Origin of the sequence: Promicromonospora kroppenstedtii DSM 19349, from assembly GCF_000515355.1 — a bacterium.
GTDB classification, from domain to species: Bacteria; Actinomycetota; Actinomycetes; order Actinomycetales; family Cellulomonadaceae; genus Promicromonospora; species Promicromonospora kroppenstedtii.
The window spans coordinates 127650-143263 of the sequence record NZ_KI911710.1; the positions used below are offsets into that span (position 1 = coordinate 127650).

Annotated in this window: 9 protein-coding genes; 8 read left to right on the plus strand and 1 reads right to left on the minus strand. The window is 71.2% G+C overall.

The window, feature by feature from the left end:
- The coding region (locus PROKR_RS35580; protein WP_036966206.1) for a winged helix-turn-helix transcriptional regulator at positions 1-245 on the minus strand (245 nt) is incomplete at its 3' end.
- Between the two features lie 75 nt (positions 246-320).
- On the opposite strand from PROKR_RS35580, the gene PROKR_RS19965 reads away from it, so the two are divergent.
- The 8 genes from PROKR_RS19965 (at position 321) to PROKR_RS20000 (ending at position 15487) form a co-directional block, all read left to right on the plus strand.
- On the plus strand, positions 321-1850 hold the full coding sequence (locus PROKR_RS19965; protein WP_036966209.1) for a sugar ABC transporter ATP-binding protein: 1530 nt from the start codon (positions 321-323) through the stop codon (positions 1848-1850).
- A 17-nt stretch (positions 1851-1867) separates the two neighbouring features.
- The gene (locus PROKR_RS19970; protein WP_051433169.1) at positions 1868-2824 is read left to right on the plus strand and encodes an ABC transporter permease; all 957 of its coding nucleotides are present in this window, start codon (positions 1868-1870) and stop codon (positions 2822-2824) included.
- Positions 2825-2875: 51 nt separating this feature from the next.
- A complete protein-coding gene (locus PROKR_RS19975) occupies positions 2876-3928 on the plus strand; it encodes a substrate-binding domain-containing protein (RefSeq protein ID WP_036966215.1) in 1053 nt (350 codons plus the stop codon).
- A 75-nt stretch (positions 3929-4003) separates the two neighbouring features.
- On the plus strand, positions 4004-5182 hold the full coding sequence (locus tag PROKR_RS19980; RefSeq protein ID WP_036966218.1) for a Gfo/Idh/MocA family protein: 1179 nt from the start codon (positions 4004-4006) through the stop codon (positions 5180-5182).
- Positions 5183-5302: 120 nt separating this feature from the next.
- On the plus strand, positions 5303-10900 hold the full coding sequence (locus PROKR_RS19985) for a ThuA domain-containing protein (RefSeq protein WP_036966221.1): 5598 nt from the start codon (positions 5303-5305) through the stop codon (positions 10898-10900).
- 110 nt (positions 10901-11010) lie between these two features.
- Complete coding sequence (locus PROKR_RS19990) at positions 11011-11592, plus strand: hypothetical protein (protein ID WP_036966224.1); 582 nt, start codon at positions 11011-11013, stop codon at positions 11590-11592.
- A gap of 58 nt (positions 11593-11650) precedes the next feature.
- Positions 11651-12652 (plus strand): sugar phosphate isomerase/epimerase family protein, encoded by a 1002-nt coding sequence (locus PROKR_RS19995; RefSeq protein ID WP_020017536.1) that lies wholly within the window; start codon positions 11651-11653, stop codon positions 12650-12652.
- A gap of 168 nt (positions 12653-12820) precedes the next feature.
- The gene (locus PROKR_RS20000; RefSeq protein ID WP_036966227.1) at positions 12821-15487 is read left to right on the plus strand and encodes a PQQ-dependent sugar dehydrogenase; all 2667 of its coding nucleotides are present in this window, start codon (positions 12821-12823) and stop codon (positions 15485-15487) included.
- Positions 15488-15614 lie beyond the last annotated feature (127 nt).

Here is a 15614-nt window from a genome sequence, read left to right on the forward strand (position 1 = left end):
GACGGCGCGAACGCGAAGGTCGCGGGCGGGCGGCCGCCGGTCGACGTCGCCTCGCCCGCGGGGGCGATGAGCCCCGCCGCCATGAGCAGGTCGATGCGCGCCGCTACTGTGGAGCGCGCCTGCCCTGTGACCGCCGCGAGATCCGCGCGCGTGCGGGGTCTGCCGTCTCGCAGGAGCTGGAACATATCGCCCGCGCCGGACACCTTGGGTGCCTGCTGAAACACTTCCCGTGCCACTTCCACCATGCCTCTAGTGAATCATGGCGGGCGAAGTCGCGACTTTTGCTTGACCGTCGGCAGAAGTCCAACTACGTTCGATACATGGTCGACGTGGACCCCTCCGGGGTAGAGCAGCCCCTGCTGCGCATGCGTGGCATCGTGAAGGAATTTCCTGGCGCGCGAGCGCTCGACGGCGTGGACCTCGAGGTCCGTCCCGGAGAGGTGCACTGCCTGCTGGGACAGAACGGGGCTGGCAAGTCCACCCTGATCAAGACCCTGGCCGGCGCCCACCAGCCCACCGCGGGCGAGATCCTGATCGACGAGGAGCCGGTGGTCATCGCGAACCCCGTGGCCGCCCTGCGGCTCGGTATCGCGACGATCTACCAGGAGCTCGACGTCGTGGACGGCCTCACGGTCGCCGAGAACATCTACCTGGGCCACGAGCTCGCGACGGGCGGCGTCAGCCGCCGGTCCGAGGCGGCCCGGAACACCCGCAAGATCCTCGACCGGCTCGGTCACAAGGAGATCTCCCCGCACCGCGAGGTGGGCTCGCTGCCTGCCGCGGGCAAGCAGATCGTGCAGCTCGCCCGGGCACTCTCGCGTGACGCGCGCGTCGTCATCATGGACGAGCCGTCCGCCGTGCTGGACTCCGAGGAGGTCGGCAACCTCCACCGCATCGTGCGCGAGCTCACCGCCGACGGCGTCGCCGTCGTCTACATCTCGCACCGCCTGGAGGAGATCCGGCAGCTCGGCGACCGCATCACGGTGCTCAAGGACGGCCGCACGGTCGCCGAGAGCCTGGTCGTGGCGGACACCCCGACCAAGGAGCTGATCCAGCTCATGACCGGCCGGACGGTCGAGTACGCGTTCCCCGACCGCCCCGGCGTGGCCGAGGACGCGGAACCGGTGCTGGAGGTCGAGGACCTCGGGCTCGGGACCGTCTTCTCCGACGTCTCCCTCACCGTCCGGGCGGGCGAGATCGTCGGCCTGGCAGGCCTGGTCGGCTCGGGCCGCTCCGAGATCCTCGAGACGATCTACGGAGCCCGGCGCGCCACCTCGGGCACCGTGCGCGTGGGCGGCAAACGCCTGCGCCCCGGCGTGGTGGACGCCGCGGTGGCCGCCGGCATCGGGCTGTGCCCCGAGGAGCGCAAGAGCCAGGGCCTGCTCCTGGACGAGCCGGTCTACCGCAACATCACCCTGTCCACCTTCTCGCGCATCGCCCGCGGCGGGCTGCTCGACGAGGGTGCCGAGCGCGCCGCGGCCCGGGAGCAGGTCGAGGCCCTCGACCTGCGGCCCGCCGGGGTGGACCGGAACGCCCGCACCCTGTCCGGCGGCAACCAGCAGAAGGCGCTGCTGGCGCGCTGGCTGGTGCACGGCTGCCGCGTTCTGCTGCTCGACGAGCCCACCCGAGGTGTCGACGTCGGCGCGCGCTCCGAGATCTACAACCTGATCCGCCGCCTGGCCGACGACGGCGCCGCCGTGATTGTCGTGTCCAGCGAGATCCCCGAGGTGCTCGGCCTCGCGGACCGCGTGCTGGTCATCTCCGACGGCAAGGCGGTCCACGAGGGTCCCGCCCGCGAAATCGACGAGCACGCCGTGCTCGACCTGGTCATGGAAGGAAGTGTGGCGTGAGCCAACGATCGGCCCTCATGGGCCCGGCCCTGCGTATGGGTGGCCTCGTGCTCGCCCTCATTCTGCTCATCGTCGTGGGTGTGGCGACCGCCGGCGAGCGGTTCTGGAGCACCGGCAACCTCATCACCGTCCTGAGCCTCGCGGCCGTGACGGGCGTGGTGAGCATCGGCATGACGTTCGTCATCACCTCGGGTGGCATCGACCTGTCGGTCGGCGCCGTGGTCGGACTGGCGTCCGTCTGGGCCTCGACCCTGGCGACGCAGTACGCGGCGGAGGACTACGGCTGGTGGGTCATCCCGGTGACCGCGCTCGCCGTCGGTCTGGTGGCCGGCCTGATCAACGGCCTGCTGGTCGCCTACGGCAAGATGCCCGCCTTCATGGCGACGCTGGCGATGCTGGCGGCGGCCCGTGGGCTCGCGGAGATCATCGCGGGCCGGCAGACCCAGATCGTCGACGTCGAGCCGTTCTTCGACGTCTTCCAGGCGCGGCCGCTGGGCGTGCCGACGATCGTCTGGATCTTCGTCGTGGTCGCGGCCGCCGGCTGGTTCCTGCTGAACCGCACCACGTTCGGGCGTCGTACCGTCGCGGTGGGCGGCAACCCGGAGGCCTCCCGGCTGGCGGGGATCAAGATCAAGCGGCACACCCTGTACCTGTACGGGCTCGCCGGTCTGACCGCCGGCATCGGCGCCGTGATCCTGCTGGCCCGCACCACGGCCGGCTCCTCGACCCACGGGACGCTGCTGGAGCTGGACGTCATCGCCGCGGTCGTCGTCGGCGGCACGCTGCTGGCCGGCGGCCGCGGCACCATCACCGGCACCGTTCTCGGTGTCCTCATCTTCTCGACGCTCACCAACGTGTTCGTCCTGAACAACCTCGACAGCTCGGTCCAGGCGATCGCCAAGGGCGCGATCATCGTCGGCGCCGTCCTGCTGCAGCAGTGGTTCGCGTCGCGCGAGCGCGTCTCGACCACCTAGTACCTCCACAAGCCAACCCAGCATTTCCACCCCGGATCAAGGGAGATCACGATGACCTCGTCCATTGTTCGCACGCGCCGGGTCTCCGGCGCCGTCGTCGCCGCGGCCTGCGCGGCGCTCGTCGTCGCCGGCTGCACCAGCAACGAGCCCCGCGAGAGCGAGGAGACCGCCACCGGTCCCGTCACGGTGACCGAGAACGACGAGCCCGGCGACGAGGTCGTCATCGGGTTCTCCGCCCCTGCCGCCGACCACGGCTGGATGGGCGCCATCACCAGCGCCGCCAAGGCTGAGGCGGAGAAGTACGAGGACGTCGACCTCCAGGTCGCCGAGGGCACCAACGACGTCAACGTGCAGATCAGCCAGATCGAGGGCTTCATCGACCAGGGCGTCGACGCGATCGTGCTCCTGCCGTTCGACGGCGCCGCACTGACCGACGTGGCGCTGGAGGCCATGGAGGCCGGGATCCCCGTCATCAACGTGGACCGCGAGTTCAGCAGCCCGTTCGCCGCCCGCGCCACCGTGCTCGGCGACAACTACGGCATGGGCGTGAGCGCCGGCACCTACGTCTGCGAGCAGCTCGGTGACAACCCGGACGCCGTGGTCGCCGAGATCGCCGGCATCGACTCGCTGCCGCTCACGCAGGACCGCAGCAAGGGCTTCGCGGACGCCCTCGACGACTGCGGGCTCGACGTCGACGCGCGCGTCGCGGCCGAGTTCACGGTCGAGTCCGGCGAGGAGCAGACGGCGAACCTGCTGTCGGCCGAGCCCAAGATCGACGCCATCTGGAACCACGACGACGACCAGGGCATCGGCGTCCTGGCCGCCATCGAGAACGCGGGCCGCGACGAGTTCTTCCTGGTCGGCGGTGCGGGCTCCAACAACATGATGGAGGAGATCCAGGACCCGGAGAGCGTCGTCAAGGCGACGGTCATCTACCCCTCCACGCAGGCCGCGGACGGCGTCAAGTTCGCCCGCCTGATCGCCCAGAACAAGAACGTGAGCGACCTCGCCTCGATCGGCGTCCCGCGCACCGTGCAGCTCTTCGCGCCCGTCGTCACGGCGGACAACGTCGAGGAGTACCTGCCCATCGGCTTCGACTCCTGACGCTGTGACGCATCGGGACGACGCCCGCTCGGGCGTGCAACACGGCGGTGAGACCACAGTGGGGGGAGGCGCGGTATGAGTACGGGAACGAGCGAGCTCGGCGTCGGCATGGTCGGCTACGCGTTCATGGGTGCGGCGCACTCGCAGGCCTGGCGCACGGCGCCGCGGTTCTTCGACCTGCCGATCGTGCCGCGCATGCGCGCGGTCGCGGGTCGGGACGGGGCGGCGGTCCGTGCGGCTGCCGACCGGCTGGGCTGGGACGACGCCGTCGTCGGGTGGCAGGACCTGCTGACCCGGGACGACGTCGGGCTGGTCGACGTCTGCACGCCGGGCGACACGCACGTGGAGATCGCGGTCGCCGCCCTGGAGGCGGGCAAGCACGTCCTGTGCGAGAAGCCGCTGGCGAACACCGTGGCCGAGGCGGAGGTGATGACCGCCGCCGCCGAGGCCGCGGCGGAGCACGGCGTGCGTGCGATGGTGGGGTTCACCTACCGTCGCGTGCCCGCCGTGGCGCTGGCCCGGCAGCTCGTCCAGGAGGGGCGCATCGGCCAGGTGCGGCACGTGCGCGCGCAGTACCTCCAGGACTGGCTGGCGGACCCGCAGGCGCCGATGTCGTGGCGCCTCGACAAGCAGAAGGCTGGCTCGGGCGCGCTGGGCGACATCGGCGCGCACGTGGTCGACATGGCGCAGTTCGTCACGGGCGAGTCGCTCACCGGGGTGAGCGGCCTGCTCGAGACCTTCGTCCACGAGCGTCCGGAGGCCGTGTCGTCGTCGGGCCTGTCCGCGGTGGCCGACGCCGGCCGCACCGGCCAGGTCACGGTGGACGACGCCGCGGTCTTCCTCGGCCGCCTCTCGGGCGGCGGGCTGGCGACCTTCGAGGCGACGCGCTTCGCCTGGGGCCGCAAGAACGCGATCCGGCTGGAGGTCAACGGTTCCAAGGGCTCGCTGGCCTTCGACTTCGAGGACATGAACCTGCTGCACTACTACGACGCGACGGACGAGTCGGAGGTCGCGGGCTTCCGCCGGATCGTCGTCACCGAGCCGGAGCACCCGTACGTCGCGGCCTGGTGGCCGCCCGGGCACGGGCTGGGCTACGAGCACGCGTTCACGCACCAGGTCGTGGACCTGATGGGGGACCTGGCCGCGGGCCGCCAGCCGACGCCGTCGTTCGCCGACGGGCTGCGCGTCCAGCGGGTGCTGGACGCCGTCGAGCGCAGCGCCGCCGGTGGCGGGGGGTGGGTGTCCCTCGTCTGACCGGACCCGGACCAGCACGAGGACCGGCCTGAGCGATGCGCTCGGGCCGGTCCACCGCGGGCCGGGGGAGAGCACTACCGCAATGCACTGGTACTGACCCGACTCAATGAGGAGCTCCAGGTGAGAAAAGTGCTACGAACCCGCCGCGTGCTGCGGTCGGTGGTCGCGGCGACGGCCGTGACCGCGCTCGGTGTCCCAGCCCTGGTGGCGGCCGCCGCCCCGTCCTTCGCATCTCCCGCCTCGACGACGACCGTCACCACAGCCGCCGAGGCGGCGGCCGAACCCTTCGACGCCCTCGTGTTCTCCCGGACGGCCGGGTTCCGGCACGGCTCGATCCCCGCGGGCATCGAGGCGATCACCCAGCTCGGCGCGGCGAACGACTTCACGGTCACGGCCACCGAGGACGCGAGCGTCTTCAGCGACGAAGGGCTCGCCGACTACGAGGCGGTCGTCTTCCTGTCCACCACGGGCGACGTCCTGGACGAGCAGCAGCAGGCCGCGTTCGAGCGCTACATCCAGGGCGGCGGCGGGTACGCGGGTATCCACGCGGCGTCCGACACCGAGTACGACTGGCCGTGGTACGGCGACCTCGTGGGTGCCTACTTCAGCTCGCACCCGCAGAACCAGGACGCCACCGTCAAGGTCGAGGACCACGTGCACGAGTCCACCGCGCATCTGCCGGACCGCTGGGACCGGCACGACGAGTGGTACAACTTCCGCACGAACCCGCGCGACGAGGTGCACGTCCTGGCCTCGCTGGACGAGTCGAGCTACGACGCGGGCACGGGCGCGATGGGGGCCGAGCACCCGATCGCCTGGTGCCAGGCCTACGACGGCGGCCGGTCCTGGTACACGGGCGGCGGCCACACGGACGCCTCGTACAGCGAGCCCGAGTTCCTCGAGCACCTGCTCGGGGGGCTGCAGACGGCGGCGGGGGTCGTCGACTCGGACTGCAACGCGACGCAGAGCGACAGCTACGAGATGGTGCCGCTCGACGAGGACACCGCCAACCCGATGATGCTGGACGTGGCCCCCGACGGCACCGTCTTCTACGTCGAGCGTGACGGCCGCGTCCAGGTGATCGACCCGGAGTCGAACACCACGAGCACCGCGATGACCCTGCCGGTCACCCAGTCCAACGAGGACGGGCTGACGGGTGTCGTGCTCGACCCGGACTTCGCGACCAACGGGTGGGTCTACCTGTTCTGGTCGCCGCAGGACGTGGGTGACGACGGACCGCACAACCGTGTCTCCCGCTTCGACTACGACGCCGCGTCCGGCACGATCGACCAGGCCTCCGAGGAGACGGTGCTGATCATCCCCACGCAGCGCCAGACCTGCTGCCACGCGGGCGGTGACATGGTCTTCGACGGCGACGGCAACCTCTACGTGGCCACCGGCGACAACACGAACCCGTTCGAGTCCCAGGGGTACGCCCCGCTGGACGAGCGTTCCGGGCGGGCGAACTACGACTCCCAGCGCACGTCGGCCAACAGCAACGACCTGCGCGGCAAGGTCCTGCGGATCACACCGCAGGACGACGGCTCCTACACGATCCCCGAGGGCAACATGTTCGCCCCGGGCACGGCGGACACGCTGCCCGAGATCTACGCGATGGGCTTCCGCAACCCCTTCCGGATCGGCGTCGACCCGGCGAACGACAACGTGCTCGTGGCCGACTACGGCCCGGACGCCGGCTCGGCGAACGCCGACCGCGGTCCTGCCGGGACGGTCGAGTGGAACGTCGTGAGCGAGCCCGGGTTCTACGGCTGGCCGTACTGCACGGGCGCCAACAACGCCTACCGCGCCTACGACTTCGCCACGGGGCAGTCCGGCGCGGCGTACGACTGCGCGGGCGGCCCGGTGAACGACTCGCCGAACAACACCGGGATCGACCAGCTGCCGCCGGCCGTGGAGGCCGAGGTCTGGTACGGCTACGGGACCAACCCGCTGTTCCCGGAGATCGGCGGTGGCGGGGCGCCCATGGGCGGCCCGGTCTACTCCTACGACCCGGAGCTGGAGTCGGACACCAAGTGGCCGGCCTACTGGGACGGCAAGGCGCTGTTCGGCGAGTGGAACCAGGGGCGGATGTACTCCTTCCAGCTCGCGGGAGAGCAGCGGGACGACCTGGTGGACATCAACCGGGTCCTGCCGGGTGTCTTCGACCCGAGCGCCGGGTTCGACCGGCCCATGGACTTCGACTTCGGGCCCGACGGTGCCCTGTACGTGGTGGACTGGGGCTCGGGCTTCGGCGGTAACAACGACACGTCGGGCGTGTACCGGGTCGACTACGTGGAGGGTGACCCGGCCCCGATCGCCCGCGCGTCGGCGGACGTGACCGACGGCCTGGCGCCGCTGACCGTCCAGTTCTCCTCGGAGGGCACGCGCCACCCCGCCGGGGAGCCGCTCACCCTGCAGTGGACCTTCGGTGACGGCTCGGAGCCGAGCACCGAGGCGAACCCGACCCACACCTACACCGAGAACGGCCGCTACACGGCCCAGCTCGTCGCCACGGACGCCGCCGGTCAGACCGGTGTCGCGAACGTGACGATCGTGGTCGGCAACATCGCGCCCGAGGTGTCGATCACGTTCCCGGAGAACGGCGGCTTCTTCGAGTGGGGCGACCAGGTGCGCTACGAGATCGAGGTCGACGACCCCGACGGCGAGGTCGACTGCGCGGACGTCTCGCTGTTCACGTCGCTCGGGCACGACTCCCACGCCCACCCGTTCGAGGAGCTGAGCGGCTGCTCGGGCGTCATCCAGACCGCTCGTGACGAGGGACACGGCATCGAGTCGAACATCTTCTGGGTGATCGAGGGGTTCTACACGGACGACGGCGGCGCGGCCGGTGCACCGCTGACAGCGACCGACCTGCAGGTGCTGCAGCCCAAGCTGGTCCAGTCGGAGTTCTTCACGGAGACGGGACGCGTCGACGGCATCGGTGACGGCGCCGGCGACCCCGGCGTCCAGGTCGAGGAGACGGGCGACACCGCGGGCGGCGGGCAGAACATCGGGTTCATCGAGCCCGGCGACTACTGGGCGCACGAGCCGGTGAGCCTGGCGAACGTCGACGCGATCTCGCTGCGTGCCGCCTCGGCGGGCGGTGGAGGCGAGGTGTCGCTGCGCTGGGACGCCCCGGACGGTCCGGAGATCGGCCGCATCACCGTGCCCGGCACCGGCGACTGGCAGCAGTACACGGATGTCCGCGCGGAGCTCACGAACGTGCCGTCGGGCTCCGGCTCGCTGCACTTCGTCCTGCTCTCCGGCGGTATCAACGCCAACTGGATGGAGATCGACGGCCGAGGCGTCACGGACAACGAGCGGCCCGAGGTCGAGCTCACGGTCGACCCGGTCGCGGGCGACGCCCCGCTGACCGTGACCGCGTCCGCCGAGGCCACCGACCCGGACGGGTCGGGCGAGCTGACCTATGCCTGGGACGCGGGCCTCGGTGACGGGTTCGTCGACGGCACCCAGTCGTTCGAGCACACCTACGAGGCGCCGGGCACCTACCGGCTCCAGGTGCGCGTCACCGACGAGGGCGGCGCCTACGCCGTCGAGTACGCCATGGTCGAGGTCTCCGGGGTCGCCCCGGAGCCGGACCTGTGCCTGTCGGGCCGGTCGGACGACTTCCTCGGGGACGACCTCGACCCCGACCGCTGGACGGTGCAGGACCGCAACCAGGACCTGCGGGTCGCCGACGGGAACCTGACGATCCCGGCGAGCGTCTCGGACTTCTACGGGACGAACAACGTGACCGTGCCGAACCTCGTCCTGCAGGACCTGCCGGACGGCCCGTTCACCGCGACCGCGAAGGTCACGATCCCGGCCCACGCGCAGTACCAGCAGGCCGGCCTGCTGATCTACGGTGACGCGGACAACTACGCGAAGATGGTGATCGAGGGCCGTTCCGCGCCCGCTGACCCGGCCACGCGTATCTTCCAGTACATCCGGGAGGAGGCCGGCGCACCGAACGAGGTCGGGGACTCGAACACCGCGGCTCTCGGGGCGGCGTACCCGGACACCGTGTACGTGCGCCTCGCCAGCAGCGACGGCGAGGACCTGACGGCCTCGTACTCGGCGGACGGTGTGACCTTCACGGCCATGCCGCAGACCAAGTCGCTCGCCGGCATCGACGACCCACGGATCGGGCTCTTCGCCCTCGCGGGCTCGGGTTCGGCCGCCGACGTCGTGGACGCCGAGTTCGACTGGTTCCACATCACGCCGGACGACACGGCCGAGACCCCCGGCCCGGACGACGAGTTCGACGGCGACGGGCTCGACGACTGCCGCTGGGACATCGTGCGCGAGGACCCGGCGGGTCACCGGGTGACCGGCGGCGCGCTGGAGATCGACACGACCGCCACGGACATCTACACCGGCAGCAACACGGGCACGCCGAACATCGTGCTGCAGGACCTGCCGGACGACGACTGGACGGTCGAGACCCTGGTGGACGGGTCGGACTTCGACCAGCAGTACCAGCAGGGCGGCCTCATCGTGTACGGGGACGACGACAACTACGTCAAGCTCGACCTCCTGACCGACAACGCGGCGGGCGCCGCCGTCGCACAGCGCATCGAGCTGCGCAACGAGGTCGACTCCGTGGTGCAGGACCCGCAGCCGAACGCGAACGAGCTGACGTCGGCCGTGTGGCACCTGCGGCTGTCGAAGCAGGGGTCGACGTTCACCGGCGCGTACAGCGCGGACGGTGAGGACTGGACGGCGCTCGCCGACCCGGTGACCCATGACGGGCTGCAGGACGCGCGGGTGGGGCTGTACGCCCTGGGCGCCTCCCAGCAGTCCGCCGCCACGGCGTCGTTCGACCACTTCCGGGTGGTGGGCGCGGCCGAGCCGCTCGAGGTGACCGGTGCGCTGTCCCCGGGTGAACCGGACGGCCCGGACGGGCAGTGGCTCGGACCGGTCACGGTCACGGTGGAGACCACGGGCGGGCCGGACGGCGCCACGGTGTACCGGGAGGTCAACGTCGACGGCGGCGGCTGGACCGAGTACACGGCGCCGGTCGAGGTCTCGACGCCCGGTGCCCACACCGTCCAGGTGCGGGCGTCCGCGGACGGGGAGACGGTGGTCGGCGAGACCCTCGAGTTCACCATCGCCGAGCCGGCGGCCAGCGAGGCGACGCCGAGGGTCGAGGTCGTCCAGCCGACGTGCTCCTACGACCGGTCCGGAAACGAGGTCGTGACCGGCGGCGCGCTGTCCACCGTCGACGTGGAGGGGGTGCGGTCCTACGTGGTACGGGAATGGGTCGACGGCGCCGCCGGTGACGCCGTGACCGACCTGGACGACCTGGCTCCCGGGAGGTACCGGGTCGCGGCCCGGCCGGCCGACGGGTACGTCCTCGTCGCCGAGGACGGCTGGAAGGTCAACGCCAGCGGCCTCGCCGTGCTCTTCGTGACGCTCGACGAGCCCGAGTGCCCCGACCCGAGCACACCCGCCGTCGTGGTGACGCCGGCGTCGTGCGATGCCGGGGGGTCGATCGCCCCGGTCACGCTCCCGGGCGTCCGCAGCTACGTCGTCCACAACTGGGTCGACGGTGAGGCGGACGGCAAGCCGCGCGACCTGGGCGACCTCGCCCCGGGTGACTACCGGGTGATCGCCACGCCGAACAAGGGCACGGAGCTGACGCCGGTCGGGGACTGGGTGCTCAGCCCGTCCGGCAAGGCATACGTCATCGTGACCGTCGAAGAGAGGTGCGACTGACGGACCTGGGGCGTGCACCGGCTACCGGTGCACGCCCCGGCACACCCCGGCCCGAGGTCAGCGGCAGAGCTGGTGACACCCGGGCCCCTGTGAATCGGAGAGGAACGATCTTGAAACAGCTCACCCGCCTCGGCGCGGCGTTCCTGCTGGCGCTCGGGCTCGCCGTGCCTGCCATGGCTCCGGCCGCCGCGCACGGCGGCAAGATCGACATCGAGCTCGGTACGGACGGCGCAGGCGGTGTCTCCGTGGCGCTGACCTGGGCGGGTGACCAGCATCCCGTCGAGGAGTCGGCCGTCGTGATCGTGCAGGCGGCCTCGGACGCCGGCGAGGAGGTCGGCCCCGTCACACTCACCTCCGCGTCGGAGGGCGTCGGCTGGTACCGGTCGGAGCCCGCGCTGCTCGACGAGGGGCACTGGACGGTGACCGCGCGGGTGAAGGAGCCGAAGAAGGCGAAGGTCGAGGCCGAGATCGACGTCGTTCCCCCGCCCTCCGCCCCACCGTCCGAACCAGCCTCGTCCGCTCCGGCGGCTGGGGGGAGCACCGTCGAGGCCGACGCCGTCGATGGCACCTCGGCGGGCGACGGGCCGACGCCGACGGGCGGCCCGCCCGGATGGACCGCCTGGGCGCTGGTGGCGCTCGCCGTCGCCGGAGCGGTGACGGCCGTCGTCGTCCTGCGCAGGCGGGCGAGCTGACCGAAGACCGATGGGCACGACCGGCGACGCCGGATCGTCACGCACAGGAGGAAAGAAAATGGCACGACCGATCACCCTGTTCACCGGCCAGTGGGCCGATCTACCGCTCGAGGAGGTGGCACGCCTCGCGTCCGAATGGGGTTACGACGGGCTCGAGCTCGCCTGCTGGGGCGACCACCTGGACCCGTGGCGCTGGGACGACGACGAGTACGTCGCCGGCCGTCTCGAGCTGCTGGAGCGGCACGGCCTCAAGGTGTGGGCGATCTCCAACCACCTCAAGGGCCAGGCCGTCTGCGACGACCCGATCGACCAGCGGCACCGCGACATCGTCTCCGACCGGGTCTGGGGCGACGGCGACCCGGAGGGCGTACGGCAGCGTGCCGCCGAGGAGATGAAGAACACCGCCCGGCTGGCCGCCAAGCTCGGCGTCAAGACCGTCATCGGGTTCACCGGCTCCGCGATCTGGAAGTACGTGGCGATGTTCCCGCCCGTCTCCGACGCCGCGATCGAGGCCGGCTACCAGGACTTCGCCGACCGCTGGAACCCCATCCTCGACGTCTTCGACGAGGTGGGGGTCAAGTTCGCCCACGAGGTGCACCCCAGCGAGATCGCCTACGACTACTGGACCACCGTCCGGACCCTCGAGGCGATCGGCCACCGTGAGGCCTTCGGGCTGAACTGGGACCCCAGCCACATGGTCTGGCAGGACCTCGACCCGGTCAGCTTCCTCTGGGACTTCAAGGACCGGATCTACCACGTGGACTGCAAGGACACGAAGAAGCGGATGACGAACGGCCGCAACGGCCGCCTGTCGTCCCACCTGCCGTGGGCTGACCCCCGCCGCGGCTGGGACTTCGTCTCCACCGGGCACGGCGACGTCCCGTGGGAGGACGCCTTCCGCATGCTCAACACCATCGGCTACGACGGCCCCATCTCCGTGGAGTGGGAGGACGCCGGCATGGACCGCCTCGTGGGGGCGCCGGAAGCCCTCCAGTTCGTGCGCTCCCACGCGTACGACGCGCCGGACTCAGCGTTCGACGCCGCCTTCTCGACCCGCTGAACCCCGCGCGCCCGCCGGCGCGCTGACAGGGAGGTAGGCAGAGCTACCCGCACCACCCCCCGGTGCCGCCGTACGGCACCGGACCCGCATGAAGACCGGGCCCCGGACGAATGGGATGCGAACGAGGCCCGGTCCGCGTGACCAACTCGACGAGGAGCTGCATCACGAATGAAGACTATCGAGACGCGCGCTCACGCGCGCCGAAAGAGAACGCTCGCGGCGCTCGCGGCGGCCGCCCTGGTCGGTACGGCGCTCGTCGCCATGCCGGCGGCGTCCGCCCACCCCGGGCACGACGGGCACGACGGCGAGGCCGCCGCGGCGGCCGACACCGACTGGGCCAACTACGAGAAGATCCTGCTCACCAAGGACGTCGGTGAGCCGATCGACATGGCGGTCCTGCCCGACCTCCGGGTGCTGCACACGGCGCGCAACGGTGAGGTGCGCGTGACCGACCCCGCGACCGGCGTCACCAAGGTCGTCAACACCCTGGACGTCTACGCCAACTCCGAGGACGGCCTGCAGGGCATCGCCCTGGCGCCGGACTTCGAGGAGAGCAACGAGGTCTACCTCGTGTACGCGCCGCGGGACGCCGACGGCGACGGCGCGGCGGACACCCCGGCGGGCAACGCGCCCAACACGCTGCCCGCGGGCGAGGACGAGAGCTACTGGGACCAGTGGGTGGGCGTGAACCGCCTGGCCAGGTACACCTGGACCGGCGACGCGCTCGACCTCGACTCGGAGCAGCCGATCCTCGACATCGAGGTGCAGCGCGGCCAGTGCTGCCACGTCGGCGCCGACATCGACTTCGACGGTGACGGCAACCTCTACCTGTCCACCGGCGACAACACCCCGGCCGGTACGCCGGGCGCCAACGGCTACGCCCCGAACAACGACGCCCCGAACATGAACCCGGGCTTCGACTCGCGACGGGGGGCGGGCAACACGAACGACCTGCGGGGCAAGATCCTGCGGATCGACGTCAAGGACGACATCCCGGCCGGCACGCCACCGGGGGAGGGCAGCACCTACGACGTCCCCGCGGGCAACCTGTTCGCACCGGGCACCGAGAACACGCGTCCCGAGATCTTCGTGATGGGCGTGCGCAACCCGTTCCGCATCGAGGTCGACCCGGAGACCAACTCCCTGACCTGGGGCGACTACGGACCCGACGCAGGTGCGGCGAACGCGGACCGCGGCCCCATGGGCTACGTGGAGTGGAACGCCGTGGGCCTCGACGACCCGCACAACGCGGGCTGGCCGTACTGCCACGGGCCGAACGCCGCCTACAACGAGTGGAACTTCGAGACCGCCACCCCGCGCGAGTTCTTCGACTGCGCGGCACCCGTCAACAACTCGCGCTGGAACACGGGCCTGACCGACCTGCCCCCGTCGCGGGCAGCCACCCTGTACTACGGCGACCAGCCGGGCCAGCAGCCGCGCGACGAGCTCGTCACCTTCGGCTCCGGCAGCGGCCAGGCCCCGATGGGCGGCCCGGTCTACCACTACGACGCCGACAGCACGGCGCCCGGCAAGCTCCCGGAGTACTGGGACGGCAAGGCGTTCTTCGGCGAGTTCTCCCAGGACTACCTCGCCGCGTTCAGCGTGGACTGGTCCACCTTCGAGGTGGGGGAGATCGAGGACTTCTTCCCCAACTCGGCGCTCACCGCGGCGGGCATGCCCATCAACGACAACCCGATCGACCTGGAGTTCGGCCCGGACGGTTCGCTCTACGTCCTGGAGTACGGCGACGGGTTCTTCCGGCAGAACCCGGACTCCGGGCTCTACCGGATCGACTACGCCGAGGGCAACAAGGCGCCGCAGGCGCAGTTCACGGCCACGCCGGAGTCGTCCACGTCCGCGCCGGTCGAGGTCGCGTTCGACGCGTCGGCCTCCAGCGACCCGGACGGCGACGCGCTCACCTACGAGTGGGACATCGACGGCGACGGCACCTTCGACCTCACCGGGCCGCAGGTCACCCACACCTACACCGAGCTCGGCGTCTACACCGCGCGCCTGCGGGTCACCGACGGCAGCGGCAAGCGCGCACTCACCTCGACCTCGATCAGCGTCGGCAACGAGGCGCCCGAGGTCACCGTCGACTTCCCGGCCGACGGCGGCTTCTTCGACTGGGGCGACGAGGTCGCCTTCGAGGTGACCACCAACGACGCCGAGGACGGCACCGAGACCGTCTGCGAGCGGGTCGCCTGGTCCTACGGCCTGGGCCACGACGAGCACGCCCACCCCGAGGTCTCCGGCACGGGCTGCACCGGTGTGTTCCCCACCGACCCGAACTCCCCGGAGCACGGCGCGGGCGCGCACCTCTACGGTGCCGTGGTCATCACCTACACCGACAACGGGGCCAACGGCCTCCCGCCGGCCGCCGGCGAGGCCACCCTGCGCCTGAACCCGAAGCTGCAGCAGGCCGAGCACGGCGAGCTCACCGGCGTCGAGGTGGTCCAGGACGAGGCGGCGTCGGCCGGCGCGTACGTGACCGGACTGGCCAAGAAGGACTCGGTCGCCCTCGAACGCGTCAGCCTGGCCGGGATCGACAGTGCGACGGCAACCGTGCGCGGCAAGGGCAAGATCGAGCTCCGCTGGGGCTCGCCCAAGGCCAAGCCGTTCGCCACGGCGAGCGTGAACGCGCGCGCGTGGCGCGACGTCGACCTGTCGTTCCGCGACCGGTCGGACACCGGGACGCTCTACATCACCGCGACCGGGGGCCTCGACCTCGACGCGCTCACCATGGTCGGCGAGGGCGTGGGTACGCCCCCGACCGCCGACGCACAGAACTCGACCGGCCCGTCCGGGGCCGCTCGGACCGAAGGAGAGCAGTGATGGAATCACGCACTGACGTCAACCGCAGGAACTTTCTGAGGCTGGCCGGCGGCACCGTGGCCGTGGGTGCGGCAACGCTGGCCGGTGCCGGTCTCGCGGGCAGCGCCGCCGCGGCGACGCTCGCCCC

Coding starts and splice junctions, on each gene's coding strand:
- PROKR_RS19965 (WP_036966209.1), top strand. CDS start 321: ATGGTCGACGTGGACCCCTCCGGGGTAGAGCAGCCCCTGCTGCGCATG.
- PROKR_RS19970 (WP_051433169.1), top strand. CDS start 1,868: ATGGGCCCGGCCCTGCGTATGGGTGGCCTCGTGCTCGCCCTCATTCTG.
- PROKR_RS19975 (WP_036966215.1), top strand. CDS start 2,876: ATGACCTCGTCCATTGTTCGCACGCGCCGGGTCTCCGGCGCCGTCGTC.
- PROKR_RS19980 (WP_036966218.1), top strand. CDS start 4,004: ATGAGTACGGGAACGAGCGAGCTCGGCGTCGGCATGGTCGGCTACGCG.
- PROKR_RS19995 (WP_020017536.1), top strand. CDS start 11,651: ATGGCACGACCGATCACCCTGTTCACCGGCCAGTGGGCCGATCTACCG.
- PROKR_RS20000 (WP_036966227.1), top strand. CDS start 12,821: ATGAAGACTATCGAGACGCGCGCTCACGCGCGCCGAAAGAGAACGCTC.